This is a genomic window from Pseudotabrizicola alkalilacus (assembly GCF_003443995.1).
Classification (GTDB): domain Bacteria; phylum Pseudomonadota; class Alphaproteobacteria; order Rhodobacterales; family Rhodobacteraceae; genus Pseudotabrizicola; species Pseudotabrizicola alkalilacus.
On the sequence record NZ_QWEY01000006.1, the window covers coordinates 135,817 to 150,082 of the forward strand.

A 14,266-nucleotide genomic window follows, 5' to 3' on the forward strand; every position below is an offset into this window, starting at 1 on the left:
CAACTCCCTACGCCCCAAACAGTGCTGCCAGGCCTGTGTGAGAAGCATCACCTTTGCTGTTGAAATCCGAGATTTGCCTCCGTCACAAACCGATGGGTGAGTGTGGGGGAAGTCGGCCGGACATGCCCACAATTCCCCTCACAGTGGTTTCTATTCCTGATGCGATTGCGCCGGTGTTGACCGCACCCAGCCCGGTGGAACGGATATCGAGCATGGTGGCAGAAACATCATGCAGCACGTTGGTGACCTGCCCCTGCACCCGCATCGCGTTGGACGACATGTTCGCGGCCAGATAAGTGGTTTTGGCCGAGCCACCCAGAGTGTGTGCCGCCGCAGCGACAGCCTGGGTGCCGGCAGTGTGGGCCTCGGCAAGCGCAGCTTCCACCCCTAACGCAACGCCAATGCGCAGCGCATCCATGTCTGGCACCCGAGGTGCAAAGCCGATGCTGCCCGTATTGACCCCGCCAATGGCTGTTGTCTCTGCCTGGCCCAGATCCACCGCAAGTATGCCTGCATTCAGGCCGATCAAGGCGGCATACGCATGATCTGGCGAGCGCGCGCCCAGACCGTAGATCGTTGTGCTGATCGAGCCGTCAATGCCAGCGAACCGCGGGTCCAGCTGGTGTGCCAGACCAAGAGGCGACGACGTTTCAGCCACATTGAGGGCAATCATGCCGGGGCTTTCCAACAGCAACAGCACCCGCTGCAGCACAGATTGCGCCTGCGCCATCGGGGCACAAAGCGACACTGCGATTAAGCTGAAGGCGGCAGCTGGGTGTTTCATGGGCACCATGGCGTGTCAAAGGAAGTGCGGCAGGGTGACTGGGGCGGCGCACTGCGCGCCGCCCCGATCCTGGCTTAGTTGGAAGCGACGTTGGCGCCCGAGACACCGACGATGCCCTGAACAGCCGAGTTCACGCCCGAGATGATCGTGCCGGTGTTGACGGCACCAAGTGCAGTCGTCGACAGGTTGCCAACGGTGCCGTTCACTTCGGTCATCGTGTTGGTGATCGAGCCGTTGATGCCGGTCATGTTCGACGCGATGTTCAGAACCAGCGCCCCGGTGTCAGCCGAGCCACCGATCTGGTTCATCGCGGTCGAAACAGCCTGGGTCGAGCTGGTTTTGGCTTCGTCAACCGATGCGTTCACGCCCAGCGTGATCTCACCCGTGTTCACAGCACCCAGAGCGGTGGTTGCCATGTCGCCGAAGTCCAGTGTCGGCATATCCCATTCGATAGCGGAAACGCCCGTGCCAGCCAGAGCTGTCTGGGTCGCGGCGGTGATGCCGTCCACAATATTGGTGATCGAGCCGTTGACGCCTGCGAGGCCAGCAACTGCGACTGTGTTTTCGGTGTAGAGCTCAGCGTAATCGGACTCCGCCTCGGAACGAGCGGTGGCAGCGGCGGACACGAAAGCTGCGTATTCCGCAGCATCAGCTTCGTATGCTGTAAGGCCGTCAGCGGTAAGAGGATAGTTGTTGATGTCTGGCTGCGCTTTGACGTCGAAATCAAGCGCTGCAACTGCCGCATCGCCAGCGGTCGACAGGCCCGCGTTGTATTCATCAGCTGTCAGAACCAAATCCGAAGAATCGTTGACGTAGATCGTCTGCAGACCAGCGCCGCCGATGTTTTCAGCGATGTTCGCAAAGGTCCCGTTTACCTGTGCCAGGTTGGTCGAGTTGTCGATCTGGCCCAGAACCCGTTCCAGAACCGATTGAGCCGACGCGGTGCCCGAAAGGGCAATCAGCGCAACAGCGGTAGATGCAAGAAGCTTTTTCACGTTTCATCTCCTGTATTCGCCAGCTCCCCCCCACGGACTGACGAGCATTTTCTACAGGTTTCATTTGGGGGCCTGTTTCGGATCAGCCGGAAAGAGTCTTTCTGGCCGAAATTCAATCTGCGCGGACTACGGGATCAGCATGTCGTCACGCGAGCCTTCGATCCGGGGTTGCCCGACGGCTTTGGGCGGTGCTGCCGGTGTCAAAGGCAGTGCAGACGGCGCAGGGGCCGGGGCGGGCGCTTGCGCTTCGCGGCGTTGCAAATCCTGTTGCGCGGTCTGCACTTCCTTGATCGCCTGCTCGATCAGCATGGCAATCGCATCGCCCTCTGGGCCGGATACGCCCATGCCTGCAGCCTCTTTCAGCGACTGGATGCCGATGGCAAGGAACTACATGGCCTGCTTGATGTGATCTGCCGCTTCGCCCGGCTGCGTCGCCTTGCGCGATGCTTGCGCCGAAACAATAGCCCGCCCGGCAAAGGATGTGGTGCGCTCCATGATCTTGCGCATCTCGGGGCTGATCTCGACACTCTGCGCCGGGGCGGCGGCGGGCGCTTGGCTTTGCGGCGGGGTCTGAACAGCCTGCATCGTCTGCAGGGGTGCTTCGACATTGCGCTCGACGGTCTTGGCCATCAACGCCGCAATGTCCTTTGCGCCTGCCGAATGCGAGGCATTGGACGACACCGACCCGTTGATGCCGTCAACCTTGGCCTTGCAGGGCAGATAATCCGCATCGGGAACCAGTTGGCCGATCAACTCCAGCGTCGCAAAGTTGAGCATCTGGCGCATCGCGAAATGCGCGGCCTCGCGCCGCATTCCTCCGGCGGACAGGCTTACCAATGTGGTGTCAAAGAACCGGTCGGTGCCGACCACATCCTGACTGGTGAAAATCTGCTTTTGCAGTGGCACATTGGCAATAATCCGGCCGGTAAAGGCATCAGTCAGCGACAGATCCAGCGCGATCAGAATCCGGTTCTGCCGATGCTTGGCCCCGATTCCGGCAATATCCACTTCCAGCCCACCGCCCGGAATGAAATCCAGGCTGTTGATCGAACCGGAGATGTAGAAGTTTACCGGGATCTGTTGCTTGATGTCGCGGATTCCCCACTGCGTTTCCACGATCGGGATGTTCGGATCGCGCCGGTTGACAACAGTGACCCCCGCACGGAACAGTGCAGTCTGCACCATTTCCCCCGCGCCTTGTGAAAGCATCTTGCCACTGCCGCCCTCAGCGTAGGACTCTTTGCCGGTGGCGTCGATCACCTGCCCAACAGCAAAGCTGATCGAGGGGTCTATCTTGCCGCGGATGCAGCTCAGGGCTTCGTCAAACGGTGTGACCACATCCTCGATTGGCGGGCCCTTGGGCAAGGTCATGTTCTTTGTCGATGGCGAAAAGCCCTCAATTGACGAACACCCCATCAGCATGGAAAGAGTCATCACCGCACACACATGAAAGCCCACACCGGCCATCATCACCGGGTGCAGTCCTGCACCGGGGAGGCAATGCTGCCAAACTGGAAGGCATTCATCCCCAGATTGCCCGCAGCAGCAGCACCGCCTCCCGCCATCGAACCAAGCCCCAAAGAGGCCGCCGATGCGCCGATCCCCAAAGAGCCAGCCCCCACCGGCGACGTCATGGTATTCGTCAAGGCAGAGCCATCAACGCAACCGGTATTATCGGCAGAGTTAATGGCATGAATGGAATTGGAGTTGCCCTGAATATCAATTGTCGTGGTTCCGGTATTCATGGACCCGACAGAATTTGTATTCTGTCCGATCTGATCACCGATCTGATATTCCGTTGACACCGAACCTTCGCTTATGACTTCGACGTAATTTGCCCGGTTGTCCGTGTTATAGTAATTGTTGGTATTGATGACAGAAGACGGACCCTGCGCACCTTGCATTTGTCGTATTGTTGTTGCGCGAGACAGAGCCACAGAGCGGTCTGTTGCCGTCTGGAAAGCCCAGCCTGTCGACCAGTCTTGACCGGGGCTGCTTTGGGCATCGGCTGTGTCAAAAGGAAGAATGGCGATAAAACCAGATAATAATACCAACGTGAGCGCGTGCATGGAGAATCTCCTCATTCTGATGCCGCTGCTGCACCACGGGACGCAGCAGAACTGCCGCCGGTGCTCGACGCTGCCGCAGCACCGGAGCCGCCTGCCGCCGCAGAAGTAGACCCGCCCCCGCTCGCCGCAGCCCCACCGCCGCCTGCCGCAGCAGAGGTTCCGCCCCCGCTCGCCGCCGCCCCACCGCCACCTGCCGCAGCAGAGGTTCCGCCACCGCTCGCCGCAGCCCCACCGCCACCTGCCGCAGCAGAGGTTCCGCCACCGCTCGCCGCAGCCCCACCGCCACCTGCCGCAGCAGAGGTTCCGCCACCGCCCGTCGGGGATGTGTTTCCAGGAGACGCCGAAGCATGTGATCCGCCGCCCGACTCCTTGCCAGCGGCCAGCGGGACATTTGGTTTCGGCTTTACAACAAACACCCAGCAATCTGGCGTGCCACCATATTTCCCATTGGTGACCATGGGGTAATCTTTGTCAAAGCACCGCTCATAATCTGAACGGGGAGCACTGAAGTTTGCAGATTGTATCTGACCATACGAATTGTGATCGACGCATCCTATCAATGCACCAGATGCAATTAATACGAACAGTTTATTTGCGGTACTCAAAGCAACACTCCCTACAGTCCTGTCTTCCCGATAAAGGAGACGGAGTAGAATGTGTATTTATCTATGGTGTGATGAGTGTATCTAAAGATTGATCTGCATATCTGTCTAATTCCTATAACCGTACGGCCTGACCCAAATCATTCCTGCGCAACGGCCGCACATCATCGACCTCGCGCGTTTGTCTTGCGGGTTTGAGGTGAGCGTGTGGGCGTTTGCGCTTTTGGAATCAGTGATGTTCAGTCAGGCCTTTTCCAGGAGACACAGGCTCTGCCGCCCCGAAGCCGGAGCATCTGACCAAAGGCGACGCCTTTGGCGCTCCCGGCCTGATCCGCCGAGATGCGCTTCAGGCTGCCAAAGCGTCGCGCGCTGTCGCTGTTCGGCCCAACTGGCGAAGCTGGGATCAAGCCGGCACGCGCGCCCTGCCCCGCAAGTCACTTGTGCAAGAATATGATCAGGGATTACCTGTCCTTACGTGCCCAGGCGACCTACTCACCCGGCAGGTCTGTGGAACCGGTAGACCACGAACAAGAGGCTTGGGATAGCGTATCAGAATGATCTCCTGTGAGGGCGATCCCAAAATCGCGCCATTCCGCGCTTGCGCGTTTGACAATACGCATCGACACGGAAAGAAACGACGGCACAGAAGACGACAGCGCCTCATGCTGACGTTTGTACCCCGTCAAAACCAGGAGAGTCTGCCAAACAGATCAAACCACCACCTGCGATACGCTTGATACAAAAGCGATCAGCAAGTCGTTGATTATACGTGGTATAATGGTGGGTGATGAGAGACTCGAACTCCCGACATCTTCGGTGTAAACGAAGCGCTCTACCAACTGAGCTAATCACCCGCGCCCCGGTCTGTAACGGCTTCACGACCGGCTTTCAAGCACCCTTTGTGCAAGACAGGGTACTTCTTTCACCGCTTTGCCGTGCCTCCGGACAAACAAAAAGACGATCCTTTTCAGGATCGTCTTTTCGCAAATGCGGCAATAATGGTGGGCGATAACGGATTTATATCACCCACTAAGTGAAAATTTCCTTTATTTATTGATAATGTTGTATTTTCTCTTGCGCAAGGTCGATTTTTGGGTAACATTTTGGGTGACTTTGGGTAACATTTTGGGTTGCGAGGCCCCTTCCATGAACGACACCAGACAGCCACGGCAGTACCTCCACAAAGAACCCGATGGATACTGGCGGTACATCCGCAGAGTGCCAAAAGAGCTGCAAACGTCCATCGGAAAGACCATTTGGCGGGCAAGTCTCGGCAAGGATAAAGTCTTGGCCCGGTCCCGCGCCAAGGAACTTGAGCGCGAACATGATGCTATGATCGCCGCGCTGCGCAATCCCGGCACAGCGCAAGACTCGCGGATGTATCTGGTCCGGCAAAGGTCTATGGCCCGCATGGCAGAGCTTGAAGCCCAAGGCGCACCCGATGGCCGCGACGACCAAGGTGACTTTGACAACGGCGGGGCACCCTACCCCGATGCCCTGCCCGCTGACACCGGCACCTTAGAAAGCGTTCGCGCTGATCTGTGGAGGCGTGTCCCCGCCATTCTGGAACATTCAGAGGATGACACCCCCGAATTCCGCACCCGCCGGTTGGCAGCAGTTTCCGCGCTGGCCTTTGGCGACCAGTCGCGCGCCAAAGTCCCTGCCCTGCCCTCGATCATACCCCCAGTTGGCAAGGTTGCGGGGATGCAGCACACGGCACACAAGGCGATGCTGGACGAAGTGCTAGAAGAGCTGGACCCGACCCCCGACGACACCCCTGCCGAACTGCGCCTGTCAGGTGTGCTTGACCGCTATCTAACCCTCAAAAACCGGCGCGGGAACACAGAGACGAGTTATCGGCGGAAGGTGAATAGCTTCCTTACCTACATGCAGGGAAAAGACCTTGCCCTAGACAAATACACGGCGGCAGATATGCGCGCCTATCGCGTCCACCTTCAGCAAACACTAAAGCCCGAATCCGTCCGTCAGTACTTTGCCGCGCTCAAGACCTTATGGGCGTGGGCACCCAAAGATACAGACGAGTATGCTGACCTCACCTTTCCGCGTGTGGACATGCCGGAACGCGCCACGACAGTGGAGGATGACCGCTGGCAGGCATTCACAGACGACCAAATCAAAGACGTCTGGAAGCTGTTAAACGCGGCATGGGGACCGGATGCTAAGTCACGGCTAATGCCGTCCCGGCGCGCGGCATTCCTGATGTGTTTCCGCGTCATGCTCTGGACCGGCCTCAGACCTGTAGAATGCTGGCACCTCGACACAGACTCAATCAAAGGTGACACGATCCACATCAAGCACACCAAAACGACAGGACGCATACTGCCTCTGTCAAAACACTTGGCTGACCTCCCCGGCTTTCTGCAAGCCGGAGGTTTTGCGGCGGAGCTGCAATCCGGTATCGGGCGTGTGTATAATGATCAGGTACAGACAGAGCCGACCAGTCCGGCATCCATGCAAGGAACCATGCGGGACGCTTTCCGCGAAATCATCCACGCAGGTGGGATCAAACATCCGAAATTGGTGATGTACAGCGCCAAAGACACCCTAATCCGAAAGCTGCAAGAGCTGGACGTGTCAGATGACCTAATGCGCGGGATCATCGGTCACAGCACCGGACAAAAGGCGCTTCGGAATTACAAGACGCCGTTTGGGCAGTCGAAAGAAGGGCTAGCCAAGATGCGCGCGGCATTGGACGCTGTGGTTTATTGGTGATCCGCCACGATGTTGACACGTGAGTTAGATTGGTCCGCGTTAGCGGACCTTTTTCATGCAGGTCAAAAATTCACCTGCCGCCTAATGAGCCGAATTGGTCATTTCATTGACATTGTAACAAATATGCCGCACAGTGTTGCTAATCGGCCATAGCTTTGGCCATAGCTTCGGATATTCAATGTTACTCACTACACACACAGCGCTTCAAGAGGCCACTGGCCTATCGCCCCGCACAATCGGACTCAAGTTGAAGGATCTACCGTTTAAACAAATCGGCAGGCTACGTGGTTATAGTCTGGTGGACGCAATTTCAAGGGTCTTAGGGGCCAAGTACTCATCAGCCGCCCCCACCCTCGTTAGAAATGCTGTGGAATCTAATATCAGCTACGTAGGAGGGCTAGAATGCACCCCCGATTGCGTGGAATTTGAGTCTTGGCTCGTAGCCAACGTGCCCGGCGGTCAGGAACGACTAGCGGCAGTACGTCAATTTTTTGGGGATGCACTGGCCGCTACTTGCGCAAGCGGCTCGTTTTACGGTGACTATGAATTGCTTCGCCGCCTCCTCGTACGCTCAAGCTTAATTACGCCGTACCTGATTTGCGGGGATGCTGCAAATCTACCAAAATTCAATGAGTTTAGTTCTCTGTTCTCAATCATCCACGCGCGCGGCGTAGGGCAATATCAGCGGGTGCGCGCATGAGCCACAGAACAAACCTCCTGCGCAATCTTTGCTTGGCCCTGCCCCGCGTTTGTAAATCTATTGCCCGGCGCGGTGTTGATGATGATGGGGTGCGGCGCATTCTGGACGATCCGGCGACAATGACAAACCTTTTGCAGCAGATCGCACAAGTTACGCGGCATGAAATTGATCACATCATCAAGCAAAATCAAACTGAAGCCCCAATGACCCCAGCCACACCTAACGACAGCATGACCATTTTCACGGTCGCAGAATACGGATGATCCACAGATGAGTTTTGACTACCCCCTAACATCTCGCGAACAGGCAAGACTGGACTTAATCGTCCAGAAGGTTGAGGGCGACCTTGCAGCCGAAAAGCTGACTGTTGATCGTGCGGAGATCGCCCAGTGCGCCTCCATCCGCCTTGCGGTTATCTCTGAAACGGCTGGTCTTTCAGACTCTTACCTTGACGAAGTGAAGCGCCTTCCAAGCGTCCGAAATCAAATGCAAGCCCGTGAGATGAGTGAAGCCCTCGCCAATCTGGATTCGGATACCCACCGCGTGATCGCCAGACTCAACCCCTCGCAAAAGTTAACACTGGGCCGTCAGCTTGAAGCGCAAAAGCAAACGCAGGAAGCGCCCCCCGCCACGCCCAAGATGGATGCAGAGCTTTTCGCCGAGCGCTTGCTTTTGCTTCGTACCCTAAGTCCGGACGTCCGCATAACGACTGCTCGCAAATGGGGGATGATTTAATGAAGTTCTATCCCGACCTCGCCAAAAAAGTACTGGGCAGCCCTATTGCCTGTTTGCTACTTTTGACCCGCGCCCGCCTTTCCGGAATAAAGCGCGGTGAGAAAAACCCCGACTCCGTCATCCATGAGTTCTTCGCTTCGAGCAAGCTACAGCAGGCTTTGAACGACGCTTCAAAACTCTCTTATCGGTCTGCGCTGGACGTTGTGGAGGATGAGCGGCACGACTTCGAGCGCGCTCGTTCTTCGCCGCAGGAAGCCCTTGCAATCGCCGAGCTAAAGAAGTTCGCAATAGACCTAAAAGAAGTCGCTGCGTCGGTTTATCCTGACATTGTAAATCAGCGGGCCACAGTATGACCTACGAAGCATTGGAAGCCTTGATTGCGCGCCTGAAAGCTCAAAGTGGTGACTTCCGGCGGTTCTTTACCGCACAACTCGCCGATGGCACCCGTCGGAGCACATGGGGCGATGTGATATCATCGGACGAATTTAATCGTATCTGCGCCCGATTGTTAGCGCAACCGTCGGAGTCGGATATGGCTCGCAGTCGCGCGCGGCGCGCCGCAGCATCAGCCGTCGCCCGGCACAGCTAACCAGCAACGTTTAGAATAGCCTATGCCCGCCGTCAGGCGGGTGTGGAAGGACGTCAGCGGGGCTGATGTCATGCGCTGTATAGCGCACCTAGGCGCGCGATTTGCCATTGAGCGCGCCTACGCAGGCAGGGCGAGAGGTCATCCTGCCTGCGCCACCCTCTCCTAAAACTCAAAACAGAAGAACTGAAATGAACGAACTAGACCTAACCTATATCGAGCAAACCGTAGTCGCCGAATGCGCGCGGCTGATAAACGATCAAACCGGAGCACGCCCGCGCGTCCGCTGGAAGCTATCCGGCGCGCAAATCGACGAAATCGAAGCGCAGATAGGGCCACGTTTAACCCGGTTGGCATTGTCTGGTGCTGATTTCCGGCCCGCACATGACGATTCAGATGACTGGTTGAGCGTCAGCCCGTACAACGGCGCGGGCAAGCCGATTGAGGGCCTGCACGCCGAAGATTTTTGGATTGCTTTGCGGGTTCTGGATGTTGACGGCAGGCTTTCACGCGCCTTGGGGCTGAGCGTGCCAGCATGAGTGAGCCGTACAACTTTGAACCCGACCCCGCCCGCCGGAAACGTATTGCCCTCCATCGCCAAAAGTGGTCGGCGGCCAACCAGATTCGCGACCGTTTTTGGTCCGATGAAGAGCTTGAAGCTGAAAGCCAGCGCCTTGAGGCTGAGATTCAGGCTTTTCTCGCCCGGCGGGATGCTGAGGCATCATCTGCAAACTGATACTTCAGCTTGAAGCTAAATATTCAGAGTCATGCATTTCAGCTTGAAGCTTACATATTCAAAACTACGAATTTCAGCTTCAAGCCTAAACTGTAACCTTTTGAAATCGCTTATTAAATCTCTATAAAATGTCTGGACTCGTGGCGCACACATAAGCTATTGATTGGGGGTCCCAGCTTCTGGGGCACCCACCAACTTAGGAGTCCAGACCTATGAACGTTATCGAACTGAACCGCCGTGAAGAGATCACAGTCGAGATTATCAAACTGACGGATTTTCTGGCTCAGCTCGCACAGCAAGACCCCACCCCAAGCACCCGCGAAAAAATGAACACCCTCGCCCGCAAAGTTGTCGATCTGACAGCTCCGCCCCAGCAAAATAGAAAGACCAGATGAACTCTACTTCGACACAACCGACCACCGAACTACCGCCGCCGCCTATCCCCGAGCTGACGGATTACGAAGCCCAAGCAGACCAGATTCTAGCGGATCAGCGCGCCAACAGAGAGGCGTGGGAGTGCGACGACGCCTCTTATACGCTCCTGTGCGAGCTTGCCCGCGTCAAGCTGGATGCAGAAGCTTCGGGCGAAGACGCAGAAGCGCTTGATGCCAATGCGTTTGACGCCGCTGTAGAGGCCGAAGCCAAGGCCTTGTGGGATGCAGCATGCGAACGTGCGGGCGAAGTTCTAGACGCAGAAGCGCCAGAACCGGAAACCACAGAAGAGCCGCAGCCTGAGTACTTCAATGATGCCGTTCTACTAGGCGTTGAAACACCTGCGTTCGAAGCAATGCTTTCCCAGCCCGCCACCATGCTGGTTGGTGAGATGTGGGGTACGCGTGACCACCGAAACACAAAAGATGAGGCGTGGGAGCCTGTCACTATGCCTTGGTCCGCATGGATCAAGGGAGGTCCCCGAGATAAAAACACCCCCGCATGGGGATTCTCCCGGCATCCAGTTAACAAGGAAAAAGCGGGCGTATGCGTCGTTCTAGGGTCGTCCATTGGCAAGGCCCGCAAAGCCAAAGCCATGCAGACGATGTATGCGATGGGTATCGACGTTGACGCCGGTTTTCCGCTCGACACAATGCTGGATCGTCTGGAAGACCTTGGGCTGTTCTGTCTGGTCTACACGTCGCACAGCCACGGGAAATCTGGGCTACAGCTCAAGCATGACGACGTCATTCGCAAGCTGAAGATCAAGCCTTCGGAACTGAACAAAGCCCAAGTCCAGCGCTACCTACGCGAATTCGACAAGAACCGGTATGAAGAATCCTTCATCAACAAAATTGAGATCGCTCACCTGAAAAAGCAGGTGAAAGAGGGCGTCGTCATTGAGTTGACCACGCCGCCTCTGGACAAGTACCGGCTGATTTTTCCGCTTGCGGAACCTGTAAAGCTGCTCGACCTCGGAGGCACCCAGACAGAGTTTCTGGAAGCGTGGGAAAACAAGATCACCGGCCTTGCCATCGAAAAGCTGGGAGTGCACTTCGACGTTAGCTGTACAGACCCCTCACGCCTCTTCTACACGGCTCGCCATGCCAAGGACGCGGCTGACTGGTACTGCGCTGTCGTGCGCGGTGACCCGCTGCGCTTTGAAGACGTGCCATCGGTTAAAAAGACGACGTATGCCAACACCAGAAAGGCGCTAAACCCTTTCGAAGTGGCGGGGGGTGTCGGACATGATGATGACCGTCCGCCGCAGTGCTTGACGCCGTCAGGTGCGTCTCTGAACGATTGGCACTATAAGGCCAAGGAACGCTTTAACATGGCGGACCTGTTGGAAGACTTGTGCTCTGATCGTATCCGGGTTGCCGGAGGCGAGGCGCAGGGGCACGTCCACATTGAATGCCCATTCGAATCGGAACACTCCGCAGAGGGCGGCACCGCTACCATGGCGGTTAACGCTATCGACAGTCCAAACGGATACTGGACTTGGTTCTGTAAGCATGACGCCTGCCAAGGGCGGCATAAGCTGGTGTTCCTCGAAGAGGCGCTGCGCCAGAACTGGTTCAATGAGGACCAGCTTTTCGGCGACTCCGTGTATATGCTGAAAGGGCGCGATGAGGACGAAGAGGATGATGATGAACCCGAAGAGACCGCCGATGCTGGCAAGGTATCTGCCGTCACTCTGCACAAGCGGTTCCGCAAGCTGATCCGCAATGGCTATAAGACGGGCGAAGACTTTGACGCAATCGCGCAAGGGCAGAAGGACTCCGGCCTGACTCAGGCCAAGGTCCAGAAGCTCTGGAACACCGCTCGCGCCGAAATTCTAGAGGAACAGGCCAAGGCCACCCGCGAGAAACGTCTGGCAGCGCCGCGCCCGGACTTCGTTCCGCTAGAACAGGCCACCGCCTCTAGCGTGAGAAAAGCCGCAGAAAACGCCCCATGGCTTCCTGACTTCGTTCAATACCGCGCTGACGGGTGGTTCTACGCTCTCAATCTTGACGTGAGTAAGGAGTGGGTCCGGGCCTGCCGGGCGTTTGAGGTTCCTTTCATCGCTTTCGGCGAAGCCGAAGACGGCAAGCGCACGAATGAAATCACGATCCGTTATCCCCACCGATCAAAACAACGCGGCATTGTGGAATCGACATATTGTATTGGCGACACGTACCGCGATACGGGGTCATTCCTGTCTGCGCTGGTGGACGAAGGATTCGAGATTGACCCGCAAGTCAGTGCCGGAACGATTGTCCGCCTTTTGCGCGCCGTCGACACATCGAATGAGGCTGTGCTGATCGGCAAGGCCGGGTGGCACGGTGACGCCTATGTGTCACCCTCTGGTGCGGCGGCAAACGCGGGTGATCAGCGCTTCATTCTAAACCCCAAGGCCCGTATCAGCACCAAAACGCAGGGCACCCTTGCCGATCACCATGCAGCCGCTACCACCGCCCTAACGGGCGGGACCGGGAATGTCATCCTGCCCGGCTATCTCTCCGGGTTGGCAGGCTGTCTGGTCAACTTCCTTGACCATGACCTTTCCCCGGTCATCAGCAACGAGGGCAAGGCTAAGCAGGGGAAAACGTCCGCCGGAAAGATGGGCGCGGCCCATTTTGGCCCGCCTGACCAAACCGGACTATTCGGCAAAGCCGATGCGACACCTACCGCGATTGAAAACCTTGCCGAGCGCGGCGCAGGTGCGGTTGTCGTTCTGGACGAAGGCGGGGCATCTAAGGCGGACTCGACCGAAACCCAGCGGCTTATCCTCCAATGGGCGGATGGCGCTGGCAAGGCGCGCGGAAAGCAGGACGGCAGTATCCAGCGGACTCGGACGTGGAAGACCTGCTTTGTACTGTCTTCTGAAATCGGTATCGTAACCGCCATGGAAGCCGCCGGAGTCGACATTAAGACCGGCCCTGTATCGCGAGTTTTCGCGGTCAACTTTGACGGCGCGCCGATTTTGGACAGGGCGAGTCCAGAAGTCGCCGCTATCCGTATCCTGTCGGGTGATGATAGGGAAAAAGCCGTCTACGGGGTGACTGGGTTGGTGTTTGCTGAAAAGCTGGCACAGGAAGGCAGAGAGGCGGTCAAGGTGCGCGTTAGCGCTCTGGAAGCGGAATGGGCTGATCTTGCGACGGGTGCAGGGGAACGGGTTGTTACCACAGCGGCAATTCTGACGGTAGCAGGGGAGATTGCACAAGAGGCAGGACTCTTCGGAGTCCAGGTGCCCGTTCGGGGAATGATGCGGGGGTTGCTGGTGGACACGCTGGAAGCGGGCGCCGCCCACCTCGACACCGACCGCCAGTCCATCGACAAGCTGCGCCGTGCCATCATGCGGGGTGCGCAGACGGGCACCATCGTGACCATGCACGAGAACCGCGACCCTTCGCGGGTGGAGGTGCTGGGCTACTATGGCCACCTCGCGCCCAACGGAAAGCCAGATCACGCTGCCATGTCGGAGAAAGAGCGCACCATCACGAAGGCCTATAGGAACGGCAAGGACGGTGAACGGTTGGAAGCCGACGAACGGGAAGCCCGCGTGTATATCCTGCCCGTGGATCGGCTGGGCAAGCTGGGCATCACCACCGACCCCAAGGCGCTGGCTGACAGGCTGGAAAAGGCGGGGGCGCTGATAACACGCAAGAAAGGCCCCCGTGAACAGGTGTGGCACGATTACCTGCCCGGTGAGGGCGCGGGCATCAAGAACATGCGGGTGAAGGGAACCTTCGTCCACGGCGAAGACGCCGAAACGCTGTGAGAATGGGGCCGCTAACGCGGCCCTTTCCCATTTCCGGCCTTTAGTTGTCCACGCTCGTGGTGCAGGCCAAATGGATGGACAACACTTTTTCGTTGTATATCAATATCTTGCGCGCCATTTGTCCAATTGTC

At 57.4% G+C, this 14,266-nt stretch carries 14 protein-coding genes and 1 tRNA gene; 8 read left to right on the forward strand and 7 right to left on the reverse strand.

Features of this window, described 5'->3' with window-relative positions; translation table 11 throughout:
* Positions 1 to 82: 82 nt before the first annotated feature.
* The 7 genes from D1012_RS12235 to D1012_RS12265 form a co-directional block, all read right to left on the reverse strand.
* Complete coding sequence (locus tag D1012_RS12235; protein ID WP_147335687.1) at positions 83 to 784, reverse strand: hypothetical protein; 702 nt, start codon at positions 782 to 784, stop codon at positions 83 to 85.
* Between the two features lie 74 nt (positions 785 to 858).
* Positions 859 to 1,779, reverse strand: a complete 921-nt coding sequence (locus D1012_RS12240) for a hypothetical protein (protein WP_118152601.1) — start codon at positions 1,777 to 1,779, stop codon at positions 859 to 861.
* 126 nt (positions 1,780 to 1,905) lie between these two features.
* Positions 1,906 to 2,124 (reverse strand): hypothetical protein, encoded by a 219-nt coding sequence (locus D1012_RS12245; RefSeq protein WP_118152603.1) that lies wholly within the window; start codon positions 2,122 to 2,124, stop codon positions 1,906 to 1,908.
* 42 nt (positions 2,125 to 2,166) lie between these two features.
* Entirely contained in the window at positions 2,167 to 3,213 is a 1,047-nt protein-coding gene (locus D1012_RS12250) for a CsgG/HfaB family protein (protein ID WP_158569334.1), read from the reverse strand.
* Positions 3,214 to 3,248: 35 nt separating this feature from the next.
* Positions 3,249 to 3,848 carry a hypothetical protein gene (locus D1012_RS12255; RefSeq protein WP_147335688.1) on the reverse strand — a complete coding sequence of 200 codons (600 nt, stop codon included), beginning with the start codon at positions 3,846 to 3,848 and terminating at the stop codon, positions 3,249 to 3,251.
* On the reverse strand, positions 3,793 to 4,197 hold the full coding sequence (locus D1012_RS22660) for a hypothetical protein (protein WP_158569336.1): 405 nt from the start codon (positions 4,195 to 4,197) through the stop codon (positions 3,793 to 3,795). Before D1012_RS22660 ends, D1012_RS12255 begins: the two co-directional genes overlap by 56 nt.
* A 1,031-nt stretch (positions 4,198 to 5,228) precedes the next feature.
* A tRNA-Val gene (locus D1012_RS12265) sits at positions 5,229 to 5,304 on the reverse strand.
* A 292-nt stretch (positions 5,305 to 5,596) separates the two neighbouring features.
* Between D1012_RS12265 and D1012_RS12270 the strand changes: the two genes are divergently transcribed.
* From D1012_RS12270 to D1012_RS12300, 8 genes are all read left to right on the forward strand, one after another.
* Positions 5,597 to 7,183, forward strand: coding sequence for a DUF6538 domain-containing protein (locus tag D1012_RS12270; protein WP_158569338.1), 1,587 nt, complete (start codon positions 5,597 to 5,599; stop codon positions 7,181 to 7,183).
* A gap of 696 nt (positions 7,184 to 7,879) precedes the next feature.
* Positions 7,880 to 8,146: a hypothetical protein gene (locus D1012_RS22455; RefSeq protein ID WP_147335689.1), complete on the forward strand. Its 267-nt coding sequence runs from the start codon at positions 7,880 to 7,882 to the stop codon at positions 8,144 to 8,146.
* A gap of 7 nt (positions 8,147 to 8,153) precedes the next feature.
* On the forward strand, positions 8,154 to 8,618 hold the full coding sequence (locus tag D1012_RS12280) for a hypothetical protein (RefSeq protein ID WP_118152613.1): 465 nt from the start codon (positions 8,154 to 8,156) through the stop codon (positions 8,616 to 8,618).
* Positions 8,618 to 8,971 (forward strand): hypothetical protein, encoded by a 354-nt coding sequence (locus tag D1012_RS12285; RefSeq protein ID WP_118152615.1) that lies wholly within the window; start codon positions 8,618 to 8,620, stop codon positions 8,969 to 8,971. The genes D1012_RS12280 and D1012_RS12285 overlap by 1 nt, the downstream gene beginning before the upstream one ends.
* Before the next feature lie 424 nt (positions 8,972 to 9,395).
* A complete protein-coding gene (locus tag D1012_RS22460) occupies positions 9,396 to 9,743 on the forward strand; it encodes a hypothetical protein (protein WP_147335690.1) in 348 nt (115 codons plus the stop codon).
* Positions 9,740 to 9,940: a hypothetical protein gene (locus D1012_RS12290; protein ID WP_118152617.1), complete on the forward strand. Its 201-nt coding sequence runs from the start codon at positions 9,740 to 9,742 to the stop codon at positions 9,938 to 9,940. The genes D1012_RS22460 and D1012_RS12290 overlap by 4 nt, the downstream gene beginning before the upstream one ends.
* Positions 9,941 to 10,152: 212 nt before the next feature.
* Positions 10,153 to 10,335 (forward strand): hypothetical protein, encoded by a 183-nt coding sequence (locus D1012_RS12295; RefSeq protein WP_118152619.1) that lies wholly within the window; start codon positions 10,153 to 10,155, stop codon positions 10,333 to 10,335.
* Positions 10,332 to 14,135: a DUF927 domain-containing protein gene (locus tag D1012_RS12300; protein ID WP_118152620.1), complete on the forward strand. Its 3,804-nt coding sequence runs from the start codon at positions 10,332 to 10,334 to the stop codon at positions 14,133 to 14,135. Before D1012_RS12295 ends, D1012_RS12300 begins: the two co-directional genes overlap by 4 nt.
* Positions 14,136 to 14,266: the final 131 nt, after the last annotated feature.

Bases quoted from the DNA above. Each gene is read 5' to 3' on its own strand.
- D1012_RS12235 (WP_147335687.1), bottom strand. From the start codon at position 784: ATGAAACACCCAGCTGCCGCCTTCAGCTTAATCGCAGTGTCGCTTTGT.
- D1012_RS12245 (WP_118152603.1), bottom strand. From the start codon at position 2,124: ATGGGCGTATCCGGCCCAGAGGGCGATGCGATTGCCATGCTGATCGAG.
- D1012_RS12250 (WP_158569334.1), bottom strand. From the start codon at position 3,213: ATGACTCTTTCCATGCTGATGGGGTGTTCGTCAATTGAGGGCTTTTCG.
- D1012_RS12255 (WP_147335688.1), bottom strand. From the start codon at position 3,848: ATGCACGCGCTCACGTTGGTATTATTATCTGGTTTTATCGCCATTCTT.
- D1012_RS22660 (WP_158569336.1), bottom strand. From the start codon at position 4,197: ATGCTTCGGCGTCTCCTGGAAACACATCCCCGACGGGCGGTGGCGGAA.
- D1012_RS12270 (WP_158569338.1), top strand. From the start codon at position 5,597: ATGAACGACACCAGACAGCCACGGCAGTACCTCCACAAAGAACCCGAT.
- D1012_RS22455 (WP_147335689.1), top strand. From the start codon at position 7,880: ATGAGCCACAGAACAAACCTCCTGCGCAATCTTTGCTTGGCCCTGCCC.
- D1012_RS12280 (WP_118152613.1), top strand. From the start codon at position 8,154: ATGAGTTTTGACTACCCCCTAACATCTCGCGAACAGGCAAGACTGGAC.
- D1012_RS12285 (WP_118152615.1), top strand. From the start codon at position 8,618: ATGAAGTTCTATCCCGACCTCGCCAAAAAAGTACTGGGCAGCCCTATT.
- D1012_RS22460 (WP_147335690.1), top strand. From the start codon at position 9,396: ATGAACGAACTAGACCTAACCTATATCGAGCAAACCGTAGTCGCCGAA.
- D1012_RS12290 (WP_118152617.1), top strand. From the start codon at position 9,740: ATGAGTGAGCCGTACAACTTTGAACCCGACCCCGCCCGCCGGAAACGT.
- D1012_RS12295 (WP_118152619.1), top strand. From the start codon at position 10,153: ATGAACGTTATCGAACTGAACCGCCGTGAAGAGATCACAGTCGAGATT.
- D1012_RS12300 (WP_118152620.1), top strand. From the start codon at position 10,332: ATGAACTCTACTTCGACACAACCGACCACCGAACTACCGCCGCCGCCT.